Raw genomic sequence first — 22,470 nt, 5'->3', positions numbered from 1 at the left:
TACTCCGGCACGGCGCGCGCGGTCGGTCGTCGGATCTCACCCCACTACGGTGTCCCTATGGACTTCGGACTCTTCATCCCCCAGGGCTGGCGCCAGGACCTCACTGGAATCGCGCCCGCCGACCATTGGTCGGTCATGTCAGGTCTCGCGCGTCGTGCGGACGAGGGCGACCTCTTCTCCTCGATCTGGGTGTATGACCACGTGCACACGGTGCCCGAGCCCGTGGCCGAGGCGACCCACGAGGCGTGGTCGCTCATGGCGGCCTTCGCTGCGTCGACGTCCCGGGTGCGCCTCGGTCAGATGTGCACGTGCATGGGCTACCGCAACCCGGCGTACCTCGCGAAGGTCGCGGCGACGATCGACGTCGTCTCCGGCGGCCGCGTCGACATGGGTATCGGTGCCGGCTGGTACGAGCACGAGTGGCGGGCATACGGCTACGGTTTCCCGCGCGCGGGTGAGCGGCTCACGATGCTCGACGAGGGCGTCGAGATCATGAAGCAGATGTGGGAGACCGGCACGGCGACGTTCTCGGGCGAGCACTACACCGTCGACGGCGCCATGTGCTATCCGCAGCCGCTCGCGGGACGCCTGCCGACGTGGATCGCCGGCGGAGGCGAGAAGCGCACGCTGCGAACTGCGGCGCGTTACGCCGACTACACGAACTTCGCGGGCGATCCCGAAGTCTTCGCACGCAAGAGCTCGGTCCTCGAGGGCCACTGCCGCGACATCGGCCGTGACTACGCGGAGATCACACGCTCCGCGAACTTCAACGTCGTGCTCGGGGAGAGCGAGGCTGAGGTCGAGGACTCGATCGCTCGCTACGCCGAGCACCTGCGCCGTACGGTCTCCGCTGAGGCTGCTGACACCGAGATCGCCAACCTGCGCGGGACGCCCGGGGTCGGAACGCCCGAGCAGGTCGTCGAGAACCTCACCGCGATGGGTGCGCTCGGCATGGGATATGCGATCTTCTACGTTCCGCTCGTCTCCTACGAGTCGCGCTCGCTCGACCTCCTCGAGCAGCAGGTCCTGCCCGCGCTGCGCTGAGCACGGACCCTTCCCACGACGAAGGGCGCGACCCCAGCGGGGTCGCGCCCTTCGTCGTTGCTGCGCGCGGTCAGCCCGACCGCGTCAGCGCGGCGTCACTCGACGGTGACGGACTTGGCGAGGTTGCGCGGCTGGTCGACGTCGAGGCCCTTGGCCGTCGCGAGCTCGCACGCGAAGATCTGCAGCGGCACGACGGCCAGCAGGGGTGACAGGAGCGTCGGCGACGCGGGGATCCGGAAGATCTCGTCGGCGAAGGGCACGACGTCCTCGTCACCGTCCTCCGCGACGACGAGCGTGCGGGCACCGCGTGCACGCACCTCCTGGATGTTGGAGACGACCTTCGAGTGCAGCGAGTCGCGGCCCTTGGGCGAGGGCACGATGACGATGACGGGCTGGCCCTCGTCGATGAGCGCGATCGGGCCGTGCTTGAGCTCGCCCGCAGCGAAACCTTCCGCGTGGATGTAGGCGAGCTCCTTGAGCTTGAGCGCGCCCTCCATCGCGACGGGGTAGCCGACGTGGCGGCCGAGGAACAGCACGCTCTTCTCCTCGGCCATCGAGCGGGCGACGTCGCGCACGCTCTGCGCACGGTCGAGGATCGTCTGGATCTTCGACGGCATCTCGCGCAGCTCTGCCAGCGTCTGGCGGATCTCGTCGGGGAACTTGTTACCTCGGAGCTGCGCGAGGTAGAGCCCGAGCACGTAGGCCGCAGTGATCTGTGAGAGGAAGGCCTTCGTCGAGGCGACGGCGATCTCGGGGCCCGCGTGCGTGTAGAGCACGGCGTCGGACTCGCGCGGGATCGTCGAACCGTGGGTGTTGACGATCGCGATGACCTTGGCGCCCTGCTCGCGTGCGTGACGCACGGCCATGAGCGTGTCCATCGTCTCGCCCGACTGCGAGATCGCGACGACGAGAGTGCGCTGGTTGACGATCGGGTCACGGTAGCGGAACTCGTGCGCGAGCTCGACCTCGACGGGGATCCGGCACCAGTGCTCGATCGCGTACTTGGCGACGTGCCCCGCGTAGGCGGCGGTGCCGCACGCGATGACGATGATCTTGTCGACCGACCGCAGGAGCGCCTCGTCGATCCGCAGGTCGTCGAGCTGGAGGCGGCCGCGCTCGTCGAGCCGGCCCAGCAGCGTGTCCGCGACAGCCTTGGGCTGGTCGTGGATCTCCTTGTCCATGAAGGAGTCGAAGCCGCCCTTCTCGGCGGCCGACGCGTCCCAGTCGACCGTGTAGCGACGAGCCTCGACGGGGTTGCCGTCGAAGTCCGTCACGGAGGCGGAGTCGGCCGTGATCGTCACGACCTGGTCCTGACCGAGCTCGAGGGCGTCACGCGTGAACGCGATGAACGCTGCGACGTCCGAGCCGAGGAAGTTCTCGCCGTCGCCGAGGCCGACGACGAGCGGGGAGTCGTGGCGCGCGCCCACGACGACGCCCGGCTGGTCGGCGTGGACCGCGAGGAGCGTGAACGTTCCCTTGAGGCGGCGCGCCACGGCGCTCAGCGCGCTCGTGAGGTCCTTCGTCGCGGCGTACTCGCGCGCGAGCAGGTGCGCGGCGACCTCGGTGTCGGTCTCCGACATGAACTCGACGCCATCGGCCAGGAGCTCGTCCTTGAGCGCGACGTAGTTCTCGACGATGCCGTTGTGGATGAGCGCGAGGCGCCCACCGTCGGCGATGTGCGGGTGCGCGTTGACGTCGGTCGGTGCACCGTGGGTCGCCCAGCGCGTGTGGCCGATCCCGGCGGTCGCGTCCGGGAGAGGGTGTGCCTCGAGCGCACCGCGCAGGTTCGCGAGCTTTCCGGCTCGCTTAGCCGAGACGACCTTCGAGGCGCCCGGCGTCGCAAGCGCCACGCCCGCCGAGTCGTACCCGCGGTACTCGAGGCGGCCGAGGCCCTCGAGAAGGACCTCGAGGGTGCGTCCGGAGGGCTGCTGGGACGAGACGTGTCCGACGATTCCACACATGGGACCAAATCTTACGGCCCTTGGGCGCGCTGCGCGCACGCGTTTCGCGCACCGGCCACGTGAGGTGGACAATCACAGCGTGACTTCGACCCCTTCGGTCCCCCAGTCCCCGTACGTGGAGATGGACCGCACCGCGTGGAGCAGGCTCGCGGCATCGACGCCGCTGCCCCTCACTGCATCAGACCTCGACGGCCTACGAGGTCTGGGCGACCCCATCGAGCTGCCCGAGGTCGAGGCGATCTACCACCCCCTCTCGCGGCTGCTCAACCTCTACGTGACGGCGACGCGCGGCCTGCACGGGGCGACCTCGACGTTCCTCCACGAAGACACGCGCCTCACGCCTTACGTCATCGGCGTCGCCGGGTCGGTCGCGGTCGGCAAGTCGACGACCTCCCGCGTGCTGCGTCACCTCCTTGCCCGGTGGCCTGAGACACCGCGTGTGCAGCTCGTCACGACCGACGGCTTCCTGCTGCCGAACGCCGAGCTCGAGCGCCGGGGCCTCATGGAGCGCAAGGGCTTTCCGGAGTCGTTCGACCGTCGCGCCCTCGTGCGCTTCCTCACCAAGGTCAAGGCGGGCCACTCCGAGGTGCGCGCGCCCGTCTACTCTCACCTCACGTACGACATCGTTCCGGACGAGCACGTCGTCGTGCGCCGCCCCGACGTCCTCATCGTCGAGGGTCTCAACGTCCTGCAACCTGCCCGTCCGGCGGTCGGCAGCGCGTCGAGCCTCGCCGTGAGCGACTTCTTCGACTTCTCGATCTATGTCGACGGTCGCACCGCGGACGTCAAGCAGTGGTACGTCGACCGCTTTCTCTCGCTGCGCGCGACCGCGTTCGCGAGGCCCGAGTCGTACTTCAGGCGCTACGCGGAGCTCACCGACCACGAGGCGATCGCGAAGGCGGAGTCGATCTGGGACTCGATCAACGAGCCGAACCTCGTGGAGAACATCCTCCCGACGCGCTCACGCGCGACGCTCGTCCTTACTAAGGGTGCGAACCACTCGATCCAACGGGTGCGGCTTCGCAAGCTGTGACGGTGGCGTCGACGTCGACGTCGTCAGGAACGAGGGCCTCGCGTGGGGTGCGCCGCACCGTCCACCACGTGAGGACGCGGTCGATCACGACACCTGTGACGACGCCGAGCACGATGCCGACTGCCATCGCGAGCAGCATGTTGTGGCCGAGCCACGTCGCTGCGGCCAGTCCGATGAGGACCGAGTACGTCGCCCACATGACGGCGGCGATGGTCGTCACGGCGACGAAGCGCTTGCGGGGGTAGCCGAGGACTCCGGCGGTCATGTTGACGGCGACCCGACCGATGGGAACGTACCGCGCCCCCAGGATGAACGACGCGCCACGGCGTTGCAGGGCGCGTTCGGCCCACGCCAGGGCTGTGCCGCCACGTTCGGTCCGGAACCACGGCATGCGCTCCGTGCCGACCCCGCGGCCGAGCTGGTAGGCGATCTGGTCGCCGCACCACGCGCCCGCCATGGCGACGACGAGAACGATCCAGAGGTTCGGCAAGCCCGTCGTCCAGGCCGTCACAGCGAGGGTAATGACGACCGACTCGCTCGGGACCGGAGGAAAGAACCCGTCGATCGTGCAGAGCGCAAAGAGCGCTGCAAAGACCCACCAGGACGTTGTGAGCGCGAGGATCCACGCTTCAATGTTGGCGGCGATCTGAGTGACGAGCTCGGTCATGTGGTCCTGTCGTCCGGTGAGGAGCGCGGCTGCTCACCGCTCATGCTAGCGAGGCAGGTGCGACAGAGGGTGGCGAACGTGTGAAGCCCTCTGTCCGCATCATCGTGGTCGCGGAGCTCACGCGGCACATCAGACTACGGGTGGATCGACGTCCGTCCCGGGTCGCTCCCGGCAACCTCGATCGGGAAGCCTAGCGTCCGGGCCGCTCGCTCCGGCACGGCTTCGTCGGACCACAGCGCCGCGTACGTCGCCGTCGCGCACAGCGACCGCGTCTCAGCCCGATCGATGTACAGGGTCCCGCCGAGGTGATCGGTCTCGTGCTGGACGATGCGCGCCGACCACCCGCGGACGATCTCGTCCACGGGCGCCGCGGACGCATCGCTCCCGCGCACCCGCACGGAACGGTGACGGGCCACCGTGGCCTGGTAGCCGTCGACGCTCAGGCAGCCCTCGTAGAAGGTCACGCGCTCGTCGCCGACCGGCTCGTACGACGGGTTGACGAGGACCCGCAACGGCAGGGGCTCTCGCTCCCGCGCATCGCGTGCCCCGTCGTGCCCGTCGGGGAAGCCCGGGTCCTCGAGAACCGCAAGGGCGAGCCCGACGCCGATCTGAGGCGCCGCGAGCCCGACCCCCGGGGCCGCACGCATCGTCGTCACCATGGCGTCGAGCAGGTCCTCGAGCACGTCACCGAGCTGCCCCGTGTACGCGGTCGTCGCCGTCCGCAACACTGGGTGGCCCGCCTGAACGATCGGCAGCACGCCGTCCGGGTGCGCATCGAGCAGTCCCCTCACCGCATCGCGCAGCTGAGGAACGACCGGGCCACCGAAGCCCGTCACAGCGAGAGCCGGTCCCGCACGACGTCGGCCAGGCGTGCGGCGACGCCGTCGGCCTGCTGCTGGGTCGCGGCCTCGACCATGACGCGCACAAGAGCCTCGGTCCCCGACGACCGCAGGACGACGCGTCCCGTGCCGCCGAGGAGCTTCTCTGCATCCTGGACGGCCGAGAGCAGCCCTTCGTCCGTCGCGGCCCGAGCCTTGTCGACGCCGGGAACGTTGACGAGCGCCTGCGGAAGGCGCGGGATCGCCGACGCGAGCTCGTCGAGCGAGCGGCCGGTCGTCACGATGCGGTGCGCGAGCGTGAGCGCCGTGAGGACACCGTCGCCGGTCGAGGCGTGGTCGGCCAGGATGATGTGACCCGACTGCTCGCCGCCGAGCGAGAACCCACCGGCGCGCATGGCCTCGAGGACGTAGCGGTCGCCCACGCCTGTCTGCACGGTGGCGATGCCCGCGTCACGCATGGCAAGAAGAAGACCGAGGTTGCTCATGATCGTCACGACGAGCGTGTTCTCCGAGAGGCGCCCCTCGTCCTTGAGCGCGATCGCGAGCACGCCCATGATCGCGTCGCCGTCGACGAGATTGCCGTGACGGTCGACCGCGAGGCAGCGGTCCGCGTCGCCGTCGAACGCGACGCCGAAGTCGGCGCCCGAGGCGACGACGGCGGCCTGGAGCTGCTCGGGGTGCGTGGAGCCGCACATCTCGTTGATGTTGCGTCCGTCGGGGCTCGCATTGATGACGACGACGTCAGCGCCAGCCGCCCGCAGGGCGGCGGGCCCGACCTCGCTCGCGGCTCCGTTCGCGCAGTCGATCGCGATGCGCAGGCCTTCGAGCGGGGTGTTGTCACCGTCGGCTCCGATCGCTCCGATGAGGTGCTCGACGTAGGACTCGATCGCCGTGCCGCGATCCGCCGTGATGTGGCCGACCGCCGCTCCTGTGGGGCGCTCCCACTCTTCGTGGAGGCGAGCCTCGATCGCGTCCTCGACCTCGTCGGCGAGCTTGCGCCCGCCGCGGGCGAAGAACTTGATGCCGTTGTCGGGCATCGCGTTGTGGGAAGCGGAGATGACGACGCCGAGGTCGACGTTCGCGGTCGCGGTGAGGTGCGCGACGCCGGGTGTCGGCAAGACGCCGAGGTTGACGACGTCGACGCCCGCGCTGGCGAGCCCGGCGCAGAGCGCTGCCGAGAGGAACTCCCCCGACACGCGCGGGTCACGGCCGACGACGGCGCGCGGGCGGGCACCACGGAAGCCTCCGGAGGTCGCGAGCACATGTGCTGCGGCCGCGCCAAGCTCGAGCGCGAGCTCCGCCGTGATGTCCTTGTTGGCGAGTCCTCGCACACCATCGGTGCCGAACAACCGACCCATGGGTCGCTCCTTCACCCGCGGCCCTCGTCCGGGCACGCGTCTATCGCTGATGCCCGGTCTCCCGGGCTCGGGCTGGGCGCCGGTCGGTGCGCGGTATCCCTCCGCGCGCCACGGTCGTGCTGCTCCTCGCGTCACGGCCGTGGCCTGGCGTCGTCGCTCAGCGTACCGCCCACGACTGCTTCTCCGGCGCGTGAGCCGCGGCAGGCTTCGCTCGACGGCGCACGGTGAGACGGCAGCGCGCGGCGAAACGGCCGAAGGGCCCGACGGCGAACCGTCGGACCCTTCGAACGTTGCAGCGCGGGGCTGACTCAGCGCTTGGAGTACTGAGGTGCCTTGCGGGCCTTCTTGAGACCGGCCTTCTTGCGCTCGACTGCACGGGGGTCACGCGTGAGCAGACCCGCCTTCTTGAGCGCGGGGCGGTTGGCCTCGCGGTCGATCTCGTTGAGCGCACGGGCGATGCCGAGACGCAGAGCGCCGGCCTGGCCCGAGGTGCCGCCGCCCGAGATGCGGGCGATGACGTCAAAGCGACCCTCGACGTCGACAGTCGCGAACGGGGAGTTCACGAGCTGCTGGTGCACCTTGTTGGGGAAGTAGTCCTCAAGGGTGCGCCCGTTGATCTTCCACTGGCCGGTGCCGGGGACGATGCGCACGCGGGCGATCGCCTCCTTGCGGCGGCCAAGTGCCTGGGCCGGAGCAGTGATGCTCTGACCGCGGCCCTGCTGAGCAGCAGGGGTCTCGGAGGTGTAGCTGCTGGGCACGTCGTCGCCCAGGGTGTCGTTCTCGACGGTGGTGTCGGCCACTGTAGGTGTCCTCGCGTCCTTGGATGCGTCTGTTCAGCAGGCGGGAGCCTACTGAGCGACCTGGGTGATCTCGTACTGCTTGGGCTGCTGCGCGGCGTGCGGGTGCTCGCCACCCGCGTAGACCTTGAGCTTGCCCAGCTGCTGACGACCGAGCGTCGTCTTGGGGAGCATGCCGCGGACGGCCTTCTCCACAGCACGCTCAGGGTTCTTCGCGAGCAGCTCGGAGTAAGGGGTGGCCGTGAGGCCACCCGGATAGCCGGAGTGGCGGTAAGCCAGCTTCTGCTCCCGCTTGTTGCCCGTGAGGGCAACCTTGTCAGCGTTGACGATGACGACGAAGTCGCCGCCGTCCACGTGCGGGGCGAAGGTGGGCTTGTGCTTGCCACGCAGCAAGGTTGCCACCTGGCTGGCGAGACGGCCCAGGACGACGTCTGTCGCGTCGATGACGTACCAGTCGCGCTGGACGTCGCCGGGCTTCGGGGTGTACGTACGCACGGTCGTAGCCTTCGTTTCGGTTGCGTGTGTCTTCTCCGGCGCGTCAGGACGCACCGGCGAGGTCGGGTGAAGGCTTCTCTCACGACCTGGCGAGTGGGAGGCACCGGTCACGGCTGGAAGCACAACGACTTGCAAGGATACCCGTCGGGCGGGCGCCGGGTCAAAGTGTCGCGAGAGCCACGTGCGTCACAGTGCCCGAGGCACCCCAGGACCCGCGCATTCCCGCAGGTCCCGTGGCCCTGCCCGGTCAGGCAACGGGTTGAGCACCGGGCTGCGCCACGCGCGATCGCCACCGCTCGGGACCCTCGTCGACGCAGACATGACAACGCTCAGTCGCCGAGAGCGGCGCGCATCGGTCGCACACGAGCCGCTCCGTCCGACAGGCCGCGTCGGCGCAGTTCTCGAACCGCGCGGTCCGCCCGCCGCAGCGCTCGCACTCGCCGAGCGGCTCCGCCCCGGCGGCCGCGACGTGCCCGCGGCCGTCGAAGACGTAGAGCGAACCGTCCCAGAGCCCCTTGCTCCCCCGCGCCTCGAGGTAGCGCACGACGCCGCCGTCCATCTGATAGACGTCGCTGAAGCCGCGGTCCTTGAGCATGACCGAGAGCACCTCACACCGGACGCCGCCCGTGCAGTAGGTGACGACGGGGCGATCCTTGAGGTGGTCCCAGCTGCCCGAGGTGATCTCACCGACGAAGTCACGGCTCGTGACGACGTCGGGGACGAAGGCGCCACGGAAGCGCCCGATGCTCGCCTCGTACGCGTTGCGTCCGTCGAGCATGACGACGTCCTCACCGCGTTCGGCGACGAGCGCGTCGAGCCCATCGGCATCGAGGCGGGTGCCACCACCGACGATGCCCTCGGGTCCGAGCCGCACGGCCTCGGGCGCGCCGAACGCGACGAGCTCGGCCCGGACCTTGACGGAGAGCCGGGGAAAGTCCTCGCCCGTTCCCGCGGCCCACTTGACGTCGATTCCCTCGAAGCCGGGGTACTGCCGCGTTCCCTTGACGTACTGCTTGAGGTCCTCGACGCGCCCGCCCAAGGTGGCGTTGATGCCGTGGGGGGCGACGATCACGCGCCCGGTGAGGTTCCAGCGGCCAGCGAGCTCACGCTGCCACAGGCGCACGGCCGCCGGGTCGGCGACGGGCGCGAAGGCGTAGAAGAGAACGGTGCGAAAGGTAGCCACGGTCTTAGCCTAGGCCCGCCACGCCCGCGCTACCGGACCCGATCGACGCGGCCCGTGTCCCACACGGGTGCATCCGTGCTCACGACATTGCCGTCGGATCCGAAGACGAGGAACCGATCGAACCCGCGGGCGAACCACCGATCGTGAGTGACCGCCAGAACTGTTCCATCGAACGCTGCGAGGCCACGCTCGAGGGCCTCGGCCGAGTGCAGGTCGAGGTTGTCCGTCGGCTCGTCGAGCAGCAGCAGCGTCGCACCCCCGAGTTCGAGCAGGAGGATCTGCAGGCGCGCCTGCTGCCCGCCCGAGAGCGTCTCGTACCGTTGCTCGGCCTGCTCGACTAGCTCGTAGCGATCGAGGGCCTTCGACGCCTGCTCGCGCCCCATGCCCGAGCGATGCCCGTGGCCGCGGTGAAGGATGTCGAGGAGCGAGCTGCCGACGAGCTCGGGATGAGGGTCGTTCTGCGCGAACCAGCCCGGTCGCACCCGCGAGCCGAGCACGGCCCGGCCGGTGTGAGCAACCGTCGCGACACGACCGGGTTCGACCGGCGCCTGGTCGGGGCCGGGCTCCGTGCCGCCCGCGGCTAGCAGCCGCATGAAGTGAGACTTGCCCGAGCCGTTGGAGCCCAGCACCGCGACACGCTCGCCGTACCAGACCTCGGTCGAGAACGGGTTCATGAGCCCGGTGAGCTCGAGGTTCTCGCACACGACGGCACGCTTGGCGGTCCGTCCTCCGACGAGGCGCACGCGCACGTCCTGCTCCCGTGCCACCACCTGGGGCGGTCCGGCCTCCTCGAACTTGCGCAGCCGCGTCTGCGCCGCCTGGTAACGGCTCGCGAGGCCGTCGTTGAAGGCCGAGCGCGTCTTGAGGGTCATCACGAGGGTCTTGAGCTTGGCGTGCTCCTCGTCCCACCGGCGGCGCATCTCTTCGAGGCGCGCGGTGCGGTCCGCCCGTGCCGCAAGGTAGGTGTCGAAGCCACCGCCGTGGAGCCACACGTCACCGCCGAGCGAGGTCTGCTCGATCGTCGCGACTGCAGTGGCGGTCCGCGCCAGCAGCTCGCGGTCGTGGCTGACGAAGAGGATCGTCTTGGGCGAGGCCGCAATCTGTTCCTCGAGCCAGAGCTTCGTCGGTACGTCGAGGTAGTTGTCGGGCTCGTCGAGCAGGAGCACCTCGTCGGGCCCGCGCAGGAGCGCGGTGAGGACGAGACGCTTCTGCTCCCCTCCCGACAGAGTGCGCAGCTCGCGATGCTGAGCGCGGTCGAACGGGATCGAGAGGACCGCATCGGTCACGTCGTCCCACGAGGCCTCCGCCTCGTACCCGCCGACGTCGGCCCAGTCGGCGATCGCCTGGGCATAGCGCATCTGTGTCGGCTCGTCCTCGCGGGCGAGCATCGCGGCCTCCGCCGCGTCGAGCTCACGCGACGCGGCGCGGACGGCGTCGTGCGCAAGCTCGGAGAGCACGTCGCGCACGGTGCGGGCGTCGTCGACCCGACCGATCATCTGGTCCATGACCCCGAGCCCGCCTGAGCGCGAGATCTTGCCCGACTGCGGGGAGAGCTCACCGGTGACGAGACGCAGGAGCGTCGTCTTGCCTGCGCCGTTGGGTCCGACGAGAGCGACCTTGGCCCCGTCCCCTACGCGGAACGACACGTCGTCGAGAAGCGAGCGACCGTCCGCGAGCGTGTAGGAGACCCCTGAGATGTCGACATGACCCATGGGGCCATCCTCCCAGGATCGGGACCGCTCGGCGACGACGGTCGTCTGGGGTCGACGCGGTACGCACGACGTGGCACCGTGGGAAGTCAGCGAAGGAGCTCACCATGACCGACTCGACGAGCGCCGACTACGGCGCGGAGCAGGGGACGGACCAGACCCCGCTCGAGGACATGCTGCTCGGCGACGGCTCTGGCGCCGACGTGCTCGACGACGGTTACGACCCGCCGTTCTCCGATCAGACCGACCGGTGGGGCGCGACGCCGTGGGAGGCGAGCCACGAGGAGCCGCTTGCGCGTCGCCTCGCCGAGGAGCTTCCGGAGAACTCGCGTGAGGGCACGCGGGACGTCGACCTCGCCGGACGCCTCGTCTCCGACGACGGCGGCATGCCCGAGCGCGAGAACGACGTCTATGCGACGTCCGCGGGGGTGGACGGCGGTGCGCCGTCAGCCGAAGAGCTGGCGGTTCACGTCGTCACGCCCGAGGAGCTCGCGGCGAAGGACGAGCGTGACGCAGGCCTGGCCGTCGCGGACGCCGACGACGACGCGGATCTCGAGGGCCGCGACGAGGGCGCGTAGGGCCGCTGGTCAGTCGACCCGATCTGGCACGACGCCTCCGGCGGCGTCGAGGACCTCTTCGTCGAGGCGTCGGGCACGAATCTGTTCGGCGCGCGTCGCGAGCTCGGCGTCGGCTGGGTAGACGACCTCCTCGAGGACGAGCCCGTGGGGCGGCACGACCGTGGGGCCTCCGACGCGCGTGCGCGCCTCGAGCACCGCGAGCGGCCATGACTCGGGCTTGCGGCCCTCCCCGACGGCGAGCGACGCACCCACGAGTGCCCGCACCATGTTGTGGCAGAACGCGTCCGCCTGCACGGACGCCAGGACGAGCCCAGCCTCGGGGCCGTCGGTCTCGCGTCGCCACGTGAGCTCCTGGAGCTCTCGGATCGTCGTCGCGCCCGGTCGCGGCTTGCAGTACGAGGCGAAGTCCCGCAGCCCCGTGAGCGGCGCGGCTGCGCGGCTCATCGCATCGACGTCGAGCGGCTTGCGGTTCCAGAGGACGTGATCGCGTGCGAGCGGGTCGAAACGGCGGGGGTCGTCGGCCACCCGGTAGGTGTAGCGGCGGCGGAGCGCGCTGAAGCGCGCGTCGAACCCTGCTGGAGCACGGCTCGCACGCTGCACGACGACGTCGGTGTCGAGAACTCCGCCGAGCCGTGCGACGAGGGAGTCGCCCGGGGTGCGTTGCGAACGCCCCGGCAGGACGTCCCAGACCTCATGGGGGAGGTCAAGGTGGGCGACCTGTCCCCGGGCGTGCACGCCCGCGTCGGTGCGTCCCGCGACCGTGAGCCGGACGTCATCGACGCGCAGGACGCGTCGCAAGCCCTCTTCTAGGACGCCCTGGACCGTGCGTAGCGCGGGTTGACGAGCCCATCCTGCGAAGTCGGTCCCCCGGTAGGCGAGGTCGAGTCGAACGCGAATCACGCTGCCATCATCTCGCACCAGGGCCACGGGCCGCGCCGCGGTGGTACTAGCCTGGCCCGATGGAGCACCCTCCGAGCCCCCTCACTCTCGCGGTGGACTGCGGCGGCGGTGGCCTCAAGGCCGCGGTCCTCGATGAGGCCGGGACGCTGCGGGCTCCCGCGCTCCGTGTCCCCACGCCCTATCCCCTCCCGCCGGCGACGCTCGTGCGTAGCGTCCAGGAGATTGCGATCGCGCTTCCACCCGCCGATCAGCTCACCATCGGGCTCCCCGGCATGATCCGCCACGGTGCCGTCATCGCGACGCCGCACTACGTCACCGTCGCGGGGCCTCGTACGCGCGTCGACCCGGCGCTCGTGCAGCTGTGGGAGGGACACGACCTCAGGGCGGCGTGCGAGACCGCGCTGGGGCTGCCCACTCTCGTCGTCAACGATGCCGAGCTCCACGGAGCGGGGGTCATCGCCGGCCTGGGCCTCGAGCTCGTGCTCACGCTCGGGACGGGCCTCGGCTCTGCGCATTTCGACGGGGGGATCCTTGCCCCGCACCTGGAGCTCTCCCACGCTCCCGTCCGGCGCGGCACGACATATGACCAGTACCTCGGGGAACCCGAGCGCCGACGGCTCGGTGACGGGCTGTGGTCTCGCCGGGTCCTCAGGGCTGTCGAGGGCCTCGAGCCTGTCTTCCGGTGGGACCGGCTCCACCTGGGCGGGGGCAATGCGCGACGCGTCACGCCGGCCGTGCTCGCCCGGCTCGGGTCCGACGTCGTCGTCGTGCCGAACTCCGCTGCGCTCGTCGGCGGCGTCCGGGCCTGGGCGCTATGGGGCGACCACCGGAGCTAGCCGCACAGTGGCCGGGAAAACGCGCGAGCCCGCGCACCGTGAGGTGCGCGGGCTCGAGCGTGCGGAGGAAGGCTCAGGCCTTCGTCTCCTCGGCCGACTCGGCGGACTCGGGCGAGTCAGCGGACTCAGGCGAGTCCGCCGACTTGGCGGAGGCCGGGGTGACGACCTTGGCGGCCTTCGCGGCTGCCTTGGTGGCCTCGCGGACAACGGCCTGCTTGGGCGAGACGGGCTCGGTGACGAGCTCGATGACGGCCATGGGCGCGTTGTCTCCCTTGCGGGGAGCAACCTTGATGATGCGGGTGTAGCCACCCTGACGCTCCGCCATCTGCGGGGCGACCTCGGTGAAGAGGAGGTGGACGACGGTCTTGTCCGTCAGCGTGCGAAGAACACGACGACGCGCGGCGAGGTCGCCACGCTTCGCGAACGTGATGAGACGCTCGATGACGGGACGCAGACGACGAGCCTTCGACTCGGTCGTCGTGATCTGACCGTGCGTGATGAGCTGCGAGGAAAGGTTCGCGAGGATCTTACGCTCGTGCGCCGGGCTGCCACCGAGCCGTGCGCCCTTGCTGGGGGTAGGCATTGAAGTTGCTCCTAGAGATGGGTTCGGTCGCCTCGGGGCCGTGCGGCCCCCGGGCGGACCACGTCAGTACTGCGCGGAGTCGTAGTCGCCCGCGTCACCGTCGCCGTACACGCCGGTGTGGTCGAAGTCGATGATCGAGTCCTTGAGCGCAAGGCCGAGACCGGCCAGCTTCTCCTTGACCTCGGTGATCGACTTGGAGCCGAAGTTGCGGATGTCGAGGAGGTCCGCTTCGCTGCGCGACACGAGCTCGCCCACGGTGTGGACTCCCTCGCGCTTGAGGCAGTTGTACGAGCGGATCGTGAGCTGCAGCTCCTCGATGGGCAGCGCCAGGTCCTGGGCGAGCGCGGCGTCCGTCGGGGACGGGCCGATCTCGATACCCTCAGCCTCGACGTTGAGCTCACGGGCGAGGCCGAAGAGCTCCACCAGCGTCTTACCAGCGGACGCAAGAGCGTCGCGCGGGGAGATCGCGGGCTTCGACTCGACATCGACGATGAGCTTGTCGAAGTCCGTGCGCTGCTCGACACGGGTCGCCTCGACCTTGTAGGTCACCTTGAGGACGGGCGAGTAGATCGAGTCGATGGGGATCCGACCGATCTCAGCGTCGAACGACTTGTTCTGCGCAGCCGAGACGTAGCCACGGCCACGCTCGACGGTCAGCTCGATCTCGAGCTTGCCCTTGTCGTTGAGGGTCGCGATGTGGAGCTCGGGGTTGTGCACCTCGACGCCCGCCGGCGGAACGATGTCCGCGGCGGTCACTGCACCGGAACCCTGCTTGCGCAGGTACATGACGACGGGCTCGTCGTTCTCCGAGGAGACGACCAGACCCTTGATGTTGAGGATGATCTCGGTGACGTCCTCCTTGACACCCGGCACGGTCGTGAACTCGTGGAGCACACCGTCGATGCGGATGGAGGTCACGGAGGCGCCGGGGATCGACGACAGGAGCGTACGGCGCAGCGAGTTGCCGAGCGTGTAGCCGAAGCCGGGCTCGAGCGGCTCGATGGAGAAGCGGGAGCGGTTCTCCGAGATGACCTCTTCGGTCAGCGTGGGGCGCTGTGCGATCAGCACTGGTTCTGTCCTTTCAGTGAGCGTCCGCCATATGACGTCTCACAGATGAAGAGCTGCCTGACGGGAGGACCCGCGAGACAAACGACATGGAAAGTCGTGTGCCGCACCGTAGTGCGGCGCTGCTCCGCCGGGCCGGTCGAGCGACCGGCCCGGCGGTGCGTTGCGCGGATCAGACGCGGCGGCGCTTCGGAGGACGGCAGCCGTTGTGTGCCTGAGGCGTGACGTCCTGGATCGAGCCCACCTCGAGGCCAGCGGCCTGAAGCGAACGGATCGCGGTCTCACGGCCCGAGCCGGGGCCCTTGACGAAGACGTCGACCTTCTTCATGCCGTGCTCCTGAGCACGACGCGCGGCGGCCTCAGCGGCGAGCTGCGCTGCGAAGGGCGTCGACTTGCGGGAACCCTTGAAGCCAACCTGGCCCGAGGACGCCCACGAGATGACGGCACCCGTCGGGTCGGTGATCGAGACGATCGTGTTGTTGAACGTCGACTTGATGTGGGCCTGGCCCACTGCAACGTTCTTCTTGTCCTTGCGACGAGGCTTGCGCGCGGCAGACGCGGCGCGAGTCTTGGGAGGCATATCCTAAATCTCTCCTGGTTGAGGTCGTCGAACCACGAAGCGACCCGAGGGACGCGACGTGGACTGCTGCTAGTGCGTCAGCGGGCCTTCTTCTTGCCGGCCACGGTGCGCTTGGGGCCCTTGCGGGTACGCGCGTTGGTCTTCGTGCGCTGACCGCGCACGGGAAGGCCACGGCGGTGACGCAGGCCCTCGTAGCAGCCGATCTCAACCTTGCGGCGGATGTCGGCAGCCACCTCACGACGGAGGTCACCCTCGAGCTTGAAGTTGCCCTCGAGGAAGTCACGCAGAGCAACGAGCTCTGCCTCGGCGAGGTCCTTGACGCGGACCTCGGAGCTGATGCCGGTCGCGGCAACAGCCTGCTTGGCGCGGGTACGACCGACGCCATAGATGTAGGTGAGCGCGATCTCGACCCGCTTCTCGCGGGGGAGGTCAACGCCGACAAGACGTGCCATGTGTTCTGGCTCCTGAAGTGCGTTCGGAGGTCTGCCGCATCACCTTCCCGCCTTCTGCGGGCCCCGGCCTCCGAGCCGAGGGTTCCTTCTGTCCGTGGACATCGGGTGGTGGTGCGCTGATGCCCCTTCATGGGGCGGGTCTGCTCGTACCTACACGTGCAGGCTGGCGCTGATCCGGAGGATCAGCCCTGGCGCTGCTTGTGCCGCACGTTCTCGCAGATGACCTGCACGCGGCCGTGGCGACGGATCACCTTGCACTTGTCGCAGATCTTCTTGACGCTGGGCTTGACCTTCATCGTGGTTCCTCCGCCCTCGCCCGTCCATACGCATCTTGCGGTGCGCACGTCGGTCCGACGGCAGTGTCTCGGGGACGGGTTACTTGTAGCGGTAGACGATCCGGCCGCGGGACAGGTCGTACGGGCTCAGCTCGACCACCACACGGTCCTCCGGAAGGATTCGAATGTAGTGCTGTCGCATCTTGCCCGAGATGTGCGCGAGAACCTTGTGGCCGTTGGCCAGCTCCACGCGGAACATCGCGTTCGGCAGGGCTTCAACTACGCTGCCCTCGATCTCGATGACGCCGTCCTTCTTCGCCATATCCTCCGCTGCTCCTGGTTGTTCGCCCCATCCGGACCGGCATCCGGTCGGATGCCTCCGGGCACGACCCTCTCGACAGCGATGCGCCGGGAGGTCCGTACCAGGGATGGACGGCATGCATGACACATGCCAACGCACCATCCTACGCGATGAGGCAAGGATGAGAAACCCCGCATCGTGTGGGCGCAATCACACGTGAGGGTGGGGGCCTCGCGGCCCCCACCCTCACGTTCTCGTGACCCCGACCGCGGCGGGCCTCAGCCCTGTGGCGGCTCGATGAGCCCGCACTCGACCGCGCGCTGCACCGTCTCAGCGGACGAATGAGTTCCGAGCTTGCGATAGATCGACCTCAGGTGGGTCTTGACCGTGTTGGTCGTGAGGTAGAGCCGCCGGGCGACGGCACCGAGCGAGTCGGCCGTCGAGAGCGCCTCAAGAACCTCCCGCTCACGTTCAGAGAGCTCCGCGACGACGCGCGGTGCGGGAAGCAGGTCGGGCACCCCCCGAGCCTCGAGGTCGTCGAGCGCCTCGGCCAGACCGGGAACGTCCGCCGAGAGTCCACGCAGGACCTCGCGAGGCACGTAGGCGAGGTACTGCACGAGCCCCGACGAGGCACAGGCCGCGAGGGCGTCGCGGACCGCATGAGCCGCTTCTGCTTCGTGACCGCGTGCGGCCTCCGCTGCGGCGAGCACGAGGAGCATGCCCGTCTGCAGGCGCGGAACGGCCGGCACAACCGCCAGGCCTTGCTTGGCGAGCGAGACCGCCCGCGTGAAGTCACCGCCGTGGTAGGCGGTGCGCGCACGCGCGAGCAAGAAGCTCGTCCCGGGACCCCCCGCACGGGCAAGAAGTGACCGCGCCTGGAAGATGCGCCCCTGGGCGATGAGGATGTCGGCGCGAGCAGCAGTCGCCAGCTTGCCCACGAGGTCCTCGGCCTCTCCCATGACCACGCGCGTCGGTGCGGCCTCGTCCCCGTCGGCAGGAACCTCACGGGTCCCCCGCACGAGCGACGTGATGAGCCGGACCGTCGAGACGAGACCACGTGCCTCGTCGATGACGTCGTCCGCGACGAGGAACTCGTCGACCTCGGGTGCGTGCGGGTCGAGGCGCCCGATCGCCACAAGGGCACGGGTCGCTGCGACGAACGCGGCAAGCGCGGGCTCAGCATCGAGGACGTCCTGGGACGCCTCGTCGAGCGACGCGAGGTGACGACCGGCCGACGTGATCTCACCATGGACCACGTCGACGAGAGCCACCCCGACGACAGCGCGGGTGCGCAGCCCGTCGGCGCCGAGATCGCTCGCAAGCAGGTGCGCGTCCCCGAACGCCACGTGCGCGACCGTCGAGTCTCCTGCGACGAGCCGGTCGGTCGCCCACTCACACAAGACGGACGCCAAGTCGCGTCGTACCTGGGGGTCAAGCTCGCGATAACGCAGCGTCGGATCTTGCGCGCGGGGACCGACGGGCGCCGACGTGAGGTCGTATGCCCGACGCAGAAGCGGCGCGAGGGTTCCGCGCCCGGCAGGAGCGGCGCTGGCGTCGTCGGACTCAGGGTGGCGCCCCGCGACATAGTCGCGCAGGACGACGAGCCGGGCGCTGCGCGCCACGACCTCGTCCGGAAGTCGGTCGAGAAGTCCGAGCAGCTCGTGCTCGTCGTAGCCAACCAAGGCGCTCCAGCCCTCGTCGACGCTCTCGATCAGCTCGTCCCACAGCCGCGCACGGACAAGGTGCACGACCGCCGCTCCGGCTCGTCCGGTCGCGAGCAGCTCGCGCGCGACGGTCCGGGACAGGTCGGCGAACAGATCGGGCTGCTCAGCGCGCAGCCGCTGCACGCATTCGCGTCGCACGGCCGTGAGGTGGGAGTGCATGGCCACTGCACCGTCGACACGCGTGCGCATGAGTCCCGCGCTCTGAAGAGCGGCGACGCACGCCTTGACGTCAACGCCGGGGCACAGCGTTGCCGCCTGCTCCGTCGTGAACTCGGCGAGCAACGAGGTGTGGAGGACGAAGTCGGCGAGGCCCGGTGTCGCGAACTCGTCCCACGCCGCGCGGAGAAACCAGCGGCCAGCGTCGAGGTCGACGACCACGTCGTCGCTCCCGTGCTGGGCAACTGCCGTTCCCGCGAGGACGACGCGCACGAGCGCCGGCCAGCCTCCCGTGTCCTCCACGAGCTTGGCGGCGGCGTCCCTGCTGAGCGACAAGCCCTGCTGAGCGGCGAGCGCTGCCACGTCCTCGGTCGTGAGGGCGAGGTCGGCGGGCCGCAGCACGCGCGAGTCGACCGTGGCTGCGCCCACGACCTCGAGCAGCCCGACGTCACGGGCGCACACGATGAGGTGAAGCTGCTCGGCCGCCTTGACGAGGTCGAGGAGTGCGCTCTCGAGCGCGTGCCCCGTTCCGGGAATGTGCTCGAGCCGGTCCACGACGATGACAACAGCACGCTCCCGGCTCAGCAGGAGGCGCAGTGCGTCCTCGGGACCGGCGGGGCCGATCGGCGGGACGCTGCCCGGAGTCACGTCCCCGAGCCGGTCGACCAGGTGACCCCAGAACGCCGCAGTGTGATCGGGCTCGTGGCCCGGTACGACATCGGCACCGAGCCAGACGACGTCGAGATCGTCGTCCTGCAACGCGCGGAGCCATTGCGCGGCGAGGGTCGACTTTCCGAACCCGTGCGGGGCCCGCACGATGGTCAAGGGTTCAGGCCCACCTGACGAGGTGAGAGCCCTGGTGTGAGAGACCCGGGACGTCTGAGTCCTGGGAAGGCCGCGATAGTTGTTCCTCGCGGCAGGTTGGTGCGCGGTATCCGCGCGCACAGGTACTCCGATAGTCATGACAACACGCTCCCCCGAGACGTGACAAATGATGACCGCCCCGGCGGGGCGGCTGCGCCCAACAATAGGCGGACGATCCCTGCGTGACCTGAGTGTCGACACCTAGGCCGAAGGAATTGCCGCTATGTCATTGCGTCTGAGCCTAGGCACGAAGTCCTAGGCACCACGTCACATTAGATGCGCCGGAGCAACAACGCACCTCGCACGGGCGCCCTGTGAACAAGGCGTAGGTGAAACGACCCTGTGCGCATTAGTCCCGTGCAATGCCGGCAAGCGGTACGCCCGCAGCAGCAAGCCGTCCGGCGCCGCCGTCGGCTGCAGTGAGCACCCACAGCCCGTCGTCGCACACCGCAACCGTGTGCTCCCAGTGCGCGGCGCGGCTGCCGTCATCTGTCACGACGGTCCAGTCGTCCTCGCAGACCTGCGTGTGGTGCTCCCCGCGGCAGATCATGGGCTCGATCGCGACGCACAGCCCGGGTCGCACCCGCGCCCCGCGATCGCGCGAGCGGAAGTTCGGGACGTCGGGTGCCTGGTGCATCGCAGTCCCGATGCCGTGTCCGACGTACTCCTCCACGATGCCGTACGTCACCCCGTGGCGTACGCCCGCGGCGGTGACGGAGTCATCCACGGCAGCGCTCACCTCGCCGATACGGCTGGCACCGTAGAGCGCCGCTATGCCTGCCCACATGGCGTCATGGGCGGTCTCGCTCAGTGCGTGGTCTGCGGGATCGCCATCCCCGACGATGAGGGTCGCTGCGGCGTCGCCATGCCATCCGGCGAGGATCGCACCGCAGTCAACCGAGACGATGTCGCCATCCTCGAGAATCCGCGAGCCCGGGATCCCGTGCACCACCTCGTCGTTGACTGACACGCACGTGCTCGCGGGGAAACCTTCATATCCGAGGAACGACGCCTGTGCGCCCGCGCCGGCGATGACCGACGCTGCGACGGCATCGATCTCGGCTGTCGACACACCGGGCCGCACGGCCTCACGGACTGCGTCGAGAGCCTGCGCAACGACAAGACCCGCCCCACGCATGAGGCGGATCTCGTCAGGCGTCTTGACCTCGACGCGCTCGATACCGAACAACGACTCTCCTGAAAAGCGTCAGCCGACGAGCGGGGTGATCGCGCTGATGAGCCGCTCGGTGACCTCATCAAGCTCACCGATCCCGTCGACCGTGACAAGCGCGTCACGCTCGGAGTACACGCCAGAGACGGGCGCCGTCTGCTCTGCGTAGACCGCAAGACGGTGACGGATGACGTCCTCGGTGTCGTCGACGCGACCCTCGATCTCAGCGCGCTTGAGAAGACGCACAGCGACGACCTCGGGGTCTGCGGTGAGCTCCACCGCACCGTCGAGCTCAACACCCAGCTCGCCAAGGATGACGTCAAGCTCAGCAACCTGAGCGACGTTGCGCGGGTAGCCGTCGAGCAGGAAGCCGTCGGCCGCGTCGGACTCGGCGAGGCGGGCACGCACCATGTCGTTCGTCACGGAGTCCGGGACAAGTTCACCCTTGGCCGTGTACGACTGCGCGAGCAGACCGAGCTCCGTGCCCCCCTTGATGTTGGCCCGGAAGATGTCGCCCGTGGAGATCGCGGGGACGCCGAGACGCTCGGAGAGACGTGCGGCCTGGGTGCCCTTGCCTGCACCTGGTGCGCCGAGGAGAACGAGACGTGCGCTCAACGGAGGAACCCTTCATAGTGACGCTGCTGGAGCTGGGAGTCGACCTGCTTCACGGTGTCGAGACCGACGCCGACGATGATGATGATCGACGTCCCACCGAACGGGACGTTGTCGAGACCCATGAGGATGAAGACGAAGGTCGGGATCAGTGAGACGAGCGCGAGGTAGAGCGCGCCGACCGTCGTGACCCGGGTGATGACATAGTCGAGGAATTCAGCGGTCGGGCGACCGGCGCGGATGCCGGGGATGAAGCCGCCGTACTTCTTCATGTTGTCCGCGACCTCGTCCGGGTTGAACGTGATGGCGGTGTAGAAGAACGCGAAGAAGATGATCATCACAGAGAACAGCACGAGGTGCAGGGGGGCACTCTGCGTCGCGAGGTTCCTGCCAACCCACTGGACCCACCCGGAGTCCTGGTTGCCGAACTGCCCAAGCATGGTCGGCACCTGGAGGATCGAGGACGCAAAGATCACGGGGATCACACCCGCGATGTTGATCTTCACGGGGATGTAGGTGCTCGTGCCGCCGTACATCCGGCGACCCACCATGCGCTTGGCGTACTGGACGTTGATGCGCCGCTGGGACTGCTCGACGAAGACGATGACGGCGACGACGGCAATCACCATGACGATGAAGATCGCCATGTTGCGCACACCGTTGTTGCCACCGGCGACGGAGCTGAGGATCCCGGGGAAGCTCGCGGCGATCGAGGTGAAGATGAGGAGCGACATGCCGTTGCCGACACCGCGCTCGGTGATGAGCTCACCCATCCACATGATGACGCCGGTTCCGGCGGTGAGCGTAAGGATCATGAGCGCCGCGGTCGTCCAGGAGTCGTCAACGAGAAGGTTCTCGCCGCCGCCGAAGAGCTGACCCGTGCGCGCGAGCGTGACGATGGTCGTGGCCTGGAGGACACCGAGACCGATCGTCAGGTAACGGGTGTACTGCGTGAGCTTGGTCTGACCCGACTGCCCCTCCTTGTGGAGGGCCTCGAAGCGCGGGATGACCACGCGCAGCAGCTGGATGATGATGCTCGCGGTGATGTACGGCATGATGCCGAGCGCCAGGATCGAGAGCTGGACGAGAGCGCCTCCGCTGAAGAGGTTGATCATGTCCAGCAGAGCGTTCTCACCGGAGGTGAAGCTCTGGACCTTCGCGTAGTCGACGCCCGGCGCCGGGATAAACGACCCGACGCGGTAGAGCACCATCATCGCGATCGTGAAGAGCAGCTTCTTCCGCAGGTCGGGAGTGCGGAATGCCCGTCCGAATGCGCCAAACACGAGT

Annotated in this window: 23 protein-coding genes; 4 read left to right on the top strand and 19 right to left on the bottom strand. The window is 68.9% G+C overall.

Annotated features, from left to right (window positions below; all coding sequences use genetic code 11):
• Positions 1-57 precede the first annotated feature (57 nt).
• Positions 58-1,044 (top strand): LLM class F420-dependent oxidoreductase, encoded by a 987-nt coding sequence (locus tag ACTVCO_RS03120; protein ID WP_443726913.1) that lies wholly within the window; start codon positions 58-60, stop codon positions 1,042-1,044.
• A gap of 95 nt (positions 1,045-1,139) precedes the next feature.
• On the opposite strand, the gene glmS is transcribed toward ACTVCO_RS03120, so the two are convergent.
• Positions 1,140-3,005 (bottom strand): glutamine--fructose-6-phosphate transaminase (isomerizing), encoded by a 1,866-nt coding sequence (glmS, locus tag ACTVCO_RS03115; protein ID WP_443726912.1) that lies wholly within the window; start codon positions 3,003-3,005, stop codon positions 1,140-1,142.
• Between the two features lie 121 nt (positions 3,006-3,126).
• On the opposite strand from glmS, the gene coaA reads away from it, so the two are divergent.
• Positions 3,127-4,038: a type I pantothenate kinase gene (gene coaA, locus ACTVCO_RS03110; protein WP_443727148.1), complete on the top strand. Its 912-nt coding sequence runs from the start codon at positions 3,127-3,129 to the stop codon at positions 4,036-4,038.
• Here the strand turns inward: coaA and ACTVCO_RS03105 are convergent.
• The 7 genes from ACTVCO_RS03105 to ACTVCO_RS03075 all read right to left on the bottom strand — a co-directional run bounded on the left by ACTVCO_RS03105 (position 3,989) and on the right by ACTVCO_RS03075 (position 11,089).
• A complete protein-coding gene (locus ACTVCO_RS03105; protein WP_443726911.1) occupies positions 3,989-4,705 on the bottom strand; it encodes a DedA family protein in 717 nt (238 codons plus the stop codon). The two genes, coaA and ACTVCO_RS03105, sit on opposite strands and share 50 nt — an antisense overlap.
• Positions 4,706-4,839: 134 nt before the next feature.
• A complete protein-coding gene (locus tag ACTVCO_RS03100; protein WP_443726910.1) occupies positions 4,840-5,541 on the bottom strand; it encodes a peptide deformylase in 702 nt (233 codons plus the stop codon).
• Positions 5,538-6,902, bottom strand: coding sequence for a phosphoglucosamine mutase (glmM, locus tag ACTVCO_RS03095; RefSeq protein ID WP_443726909.1), 1,365 nt, complete (start codon positions 6,900-6,902; stop codon positions 5,538-5,540). The genes ACTVCO_RS03100 and glmM overlap by 4 nt, the downstream gene beginning before the upstream one ends.
• Before the next feature lie 308 nt (positions 6,903-7,210).
• Entirely contained in the window at positions 7,211-7,702 is a 492-nt protein-coding gene (rpsI, locus tag ACTVCO_RS03090) for a 30S ribosomal protein S9 (protein ID WP_443726908.1), read from the bottom strand.
• Between the two features lie 48 nt (positions 7,703-7,750).
• The gene (gene rplM, locus ACTVCO_RS03085) at positions 7,751-8,194 is read right to left on the bottom strand and encodes a 50S ribosomal protein L13 (protein ID WP_443726906.1); all 444 of its coding nucleotides are present in this window, start codon (positions 8,192-8,194) and stop codon (positions 7,751-7,753) included.
• A gap of 247 nt (positions 8,195-8,441) precedes the next feature.
• A complete protein-coding gene (gene trhO, locus ACTVCO_RS03080) occupies positions 8,442-9,377 on the bottom strand; it encodes an oxygen-dependent tRNA uridine(34) hydroxylase TrhO (protein WP_443726904.1) in 936 nt (311 codons plus the stop codon).
• A 29-nt stretch (positions 9,378-9,406) separates the two neighbouring features.
• The gene (locus ACTVCO_RS03075; RefSeq protein ID WP_443726903.1) at positions 9,407-11,089 is read right to left on the bottom strand and encodes an ABC-F family ATP-binding cassette domain-containing protein; all 1,683 of its coding nucleotides are present in this window, start codon (positions 11,087-11,089) and stop codon (positions 9,407-9,409) included.
• A gap of 104 nt (positions 11,090-11,193) precedes the next feature.
• Between ACTVCO_RS03075 and ACTVCO_RS03070 the strand changes: the two genes are divergently transcribed.
• Positions 11,194-11,664 (top strand): DUF5709 domain-containing protein, encoded by a 471-nt coding sequence (locus ACTVCO_RS03070; RefSeq protein ID WP_443726902.1) that lies wholly within the window; start codon positions 11,194-11,196, stop codon positions 11,662-11,664.
• Between the two features lie 9 nt (positions 11,665-11,673).
• Here ACTVCO_RS03070 and truA read toward each other — a convergent pair whose 3' ends face one another.
• A complete protein-coding gene (gene truA / locus ACTVCO_RS03065) occupies positions 11,674-12,564 on the bottom strand; it encodes a tRNA pseudouridine(38-40) synthase TruA (RefSeq protein ID WP_443726901.1) in 891 nt (296 codons plus the stop codon).
• A gap of 59 nt (positions 12,565-12,623) precedes the next feature.
• Here truA and ACTVCO_RS03060 point away from each other — a divergent pair, with 59 nt between their 5' ends.
• The gene (locus ACTVCO_RS03060) at positions 12,624-13,400 is read left to right on the top strand and encodes an ROK family protein (RefSeq protein ID WP_443726900.1); all 777 of its coding nucleotides are present in this window, start codon (positions 12,624-12,626) and stop codon (positions 13,398-13,400) included.
• 73 nt (positions 13,401-13,473) lie between these two features.
• Here ACTVCO_RS03060 and rplQ read toward each other — a convergent pair whose 3' ends face one another.
• The 10 genes from rplQ to secY form a co-directional block, all read right to left on the bottom strand.
• A complete protein-coding gene (gene rplQ / locus ACTVCO_RS03055; protein WP_443726899.1) occupies positions 13,474-13,983 on the bottom strand; it encodes a 50S ribosomal protein L17 in 510 nt (169 codons plus the stop codon).
• 63 nt (positions 13,984-14,046) lie between these two features.
• Positions 14,047-15,051 carry a DNA-directed RNA polymerase subunit alpha gene (locus ACTVCO_RS03050; RefSeq protein WP_443726898.1) on the bottom strand — a complete coding sequence of 335 codons (1,005 nt, stop codon included), beginning with the start codon at positions 15,049-15,051 and terminating at the stop codon, positions 14,047-14,049.
• Between the two features lie 169 nt (positions 15,052-15,220).
• Positions 15,221-15,628, bottom strand: a complete 408-nt coding sequence (gene rpsK, locus ACTVCO_RS03045) for a 30S ribosomal protein S11 (RefSeq protein ID WP_443726897.1) — start codon at positions 15,626-15,628, stop codon at positions 15,221-15,223.
• Positions 15,629-15,705: 77 nt separating this feature from the next.
• On the bottom strand, positions 15,706-16,080 hold the full coding sequence (gene rpsM / locus ACTVCO_RS03040) for a 30S ribosomal protein S13 (RefSeq protein ID WP_443726896.1): 375 nt from the start codon (positions 16,078-16,080) through the stop codon (positions 15,706-15,708).
• Positions 16,081-16,262: 182 nt separating this feature from the next.
• Positions 16,263-16,376 carry a 50S ribosomal protein L36 gene (rpmJ, locus tag ACTVCO_RS03035; RefSeq protein ID WP_098457534.1) on the bottom strand — a complete coding sequence of 38 codons (114 nt, stop codon included), beginning with the start codon at positions 16,374-16,376 and terminating at the stop codon, positions 16,263-16,265.
• 79 nt (positions 16,377-16,455) lie between these two features.
• On the bottom strand, positions 16,456-16,677 hold the full coding sequence (gene infA / locus ACTVCO_RS03030; RefSeq protein ID WP_012867920.1) for a translation initiation factor IF-1: 222 nt from the start codon (positions 16,675-16,677) through the stop codon (positions 16,456-16,458).
• Positions 16,678-16,934: 257 nt separating this feature from the next.
• Entirely contained in the window at positions 16,935-19,352 is a 2,418-nt protein-coding gene (locus ACTVCO_RS03025; RefSeq protein ID WP_443726895.1) for a LuxR C-terminal-related transcriptional regulator, read from the bottom strand.
• A 397-nt stretch (positions 19,353-19,749) separates the two neighbouring features.
• The gene (map, locus tag ACTVCO_RS03020) at positions 19,750-20,589 is read right to left on the bottom strand and encodes a type I methionyl aminopeptidase (protein ID WP_443726894.1); all 840 of its coding nucleotides are present in this window, start codon (positions 20,587-20,589) and stop codon (positions 19,750-19,752) included.
• A gap of 18 nt (positions 20,590-20,607) precedes the next feature.
• Positions 20,608-21,186, bottom strand: coding sequence for an adenylate kinase (locus ACTVCO_RS03015; protein ID WP_443726893.1), 579 nt, complete (start codon positions 21,184-21,186; stop codon positions 20,608-20,610).
• A complete protein-coding gene (secY, locus tag ACTVCO_RS03010) occupies positions 21,183-22,466 on the bottom strand; it encodes a preprotein translocase subunit SecY (protein WP_443726892.1) in 1,284 nt (427 codons plus the stop codon). The genes ACTVCO_RS03015 and secY overlap by 4 nt, the downstream gene beginning before the upstream one ends.
• Positions 22,467-22,470: the final 4 nt, after the last annotated feature.

The sequence above is a fragment of the Sanguibacter sp. A247 genome (assembly GCF_052324925.1).
In the GTDB taxonomy this organism is placed as follows: Bacteria; Actinomycetota; Actinomycetes; order Actinomycetales; family Cellulomonadaceae; genus Flavimobilis.
This window is presented reverse-complemented; position numbering and strand designations above follow the sequence as displayed.